The following is a 618-nucleotide window of genomic DNA, read 5'->3' on the forward strand; positions in this document are numbered from 1 at the left end:
CTGGACGGTCACCTGGGCATCCCCTTCACTGCCATCACTGTCGGTCGCGGTGACCTTGATTCCGGTAATGCTGATGGTTTCAGCGACTGCGTCATCGGGATCAGTCGTGCTGTCCGCATGTGCCAGCGGGCCATGCAGGCGAGCCGTAACATTGGCCGTCCCGGCACTGGTATTCACAGACGACAGGGTCAGGGTGATCAGGGCAACATTGTTGCTGTCCTTACCTTCCAGCACACCGGTCGTGGGGTTCACTGTCCAGGTCAGGGTCTCGGTCAGGCCGCTCACCTGGATAGCGCCGGTATCACCAAACGCAATACTGCTCAGGGCATCGACACTGGTGAAGGCCACCTGGTTCATCGCCGAATCCGGTCCGGGCAGGTCAGCTTCCTGCAGACCCAGCACGATGGGATCACCGGATGGCGCCGGGGTATTGCCATCCTTGATACTGATGGTATGGGTGTCACTGTGTACATCACCATCGGCGTCGGTCACGGTCACTGTGAAGTTGAACTCACTGTCGTCGTTGTCCACGCCATTGGTGGGCTTGAATGCCCAGGTCTTGTTGGCCAGGTCAACGGTCAGCTCACCCAGGCCAGGCACACTGTAGACACCATTGGC

At 59.4% G+C, this 618-nt stretch carries 1 protein-coding gene; it reads right to left on the reverse strand.

Going from position 1 to position 618, the window contains the following annotated elements:
• Positions 1–618: hypothetical protein (locus M3P05_RS20680; protein ID WP_249702042.1), on the reverse strand; the 618-nt coding region annotated here is incomplete at both ends.

The sequence above is a fragment of the Parendozoicomonas callyspongiae genome (assembly GCF_023502345.1).
Classification (GTDB): Bacteria; Pseudomonadota; Gammaproteobacteria; order Pseudomonadales; family Endozoicomonadaceae; genus Sansalvadorimonas; species Sansalvadorimonas callyspongiae.